This window comes from Enterobacter cloacae complex sp. 2024EL-00227 (genome assembly GCF_043945315.1).
GTDB lineage: Bacteria > Pseudomonadota > Gammaproteobacteria > Enterobacterales > Enterobacteriaceae > Enterobacter > Enterobacter roggenkampii.
This window is the reverse complement of the sequence record NZ_JBIMQP010000076.1, coordinates 1-732: the sequence shown is the minus strand read 5'-3', so window position 1 is coordinate 732 and position 732 is coordinate 1. Positions and strand designations below refer to the sequence as shown.

Here is a 732-nt window from a genome sequence, read left to right as displayed (position 1 = left end):
TTATTGATAGTGTTTTATGTTCAGATAATGCCCGATGACTTTGTCATGCAGCTCCACCGATTTTGTGAGCGACAGCGACTTCCGTCCCAGCCGTGCCAGGTGCTGCCTCAGATTCAGGTTATGCCGCTCAATTCGCTGCGTATATCGCTTGCTGATTACGTGCAGCTTTCCCTTCAGGCGGGATTCATACAGCGGCCAGCCATCCGTCATCCATATCACCACGTCAAAGGGTGACAGCAGGCTCATAAGACGCCCCAGCGTCGCCATAGTGCGTTCACCGAATACGTGCGCAAACCGTCTTCCGGAGCCTGTCATACGCGTAAAACAGCCAGCGCTGGCGCGATTTAGCCCCGACGTATCCCCACTGTTCGTCCATTTCCGCGCAGACGATGACGTCACTGCCCGGCTGTATGCGCGAGGTTACCGACTGCGGCCTGAGTTTTTTAAGTGACGTAAAATCGTGTTGAGGCCAACGCCCATAATGCGGGCGGTTGCCCGGCATCCAACGCCATTCATGGCCATATCAATGATTTTCTGGTGCGTACCGGGTTGAGAAGCGGTGTAAGTGAACTGCAGTTGCCATGTTTTACGGCAGTGAGAGCAGAGATAGCGCTGATGTCCGGCGGTGCTTTTGCCGTTACGCACCACCCCGTCAGTAGCTGAACAGGAGGGACAGCTGATAGAAACAGAAGCCACTGGAGCACCTCAAAAACACCATCATACACTAAATCA

General features: G+C 53.8%; 1 pseudogene. It reads right to left on the bottom strand.

Annotated features, from left to right (window positions below):
* Positions 1-696 (bottom strand): annotated as a pseudogene (locus ACHH0Z_RS25625) (IS1 family transposase).
* Positions 697-732: the final 36 nt, after the last annotated feature.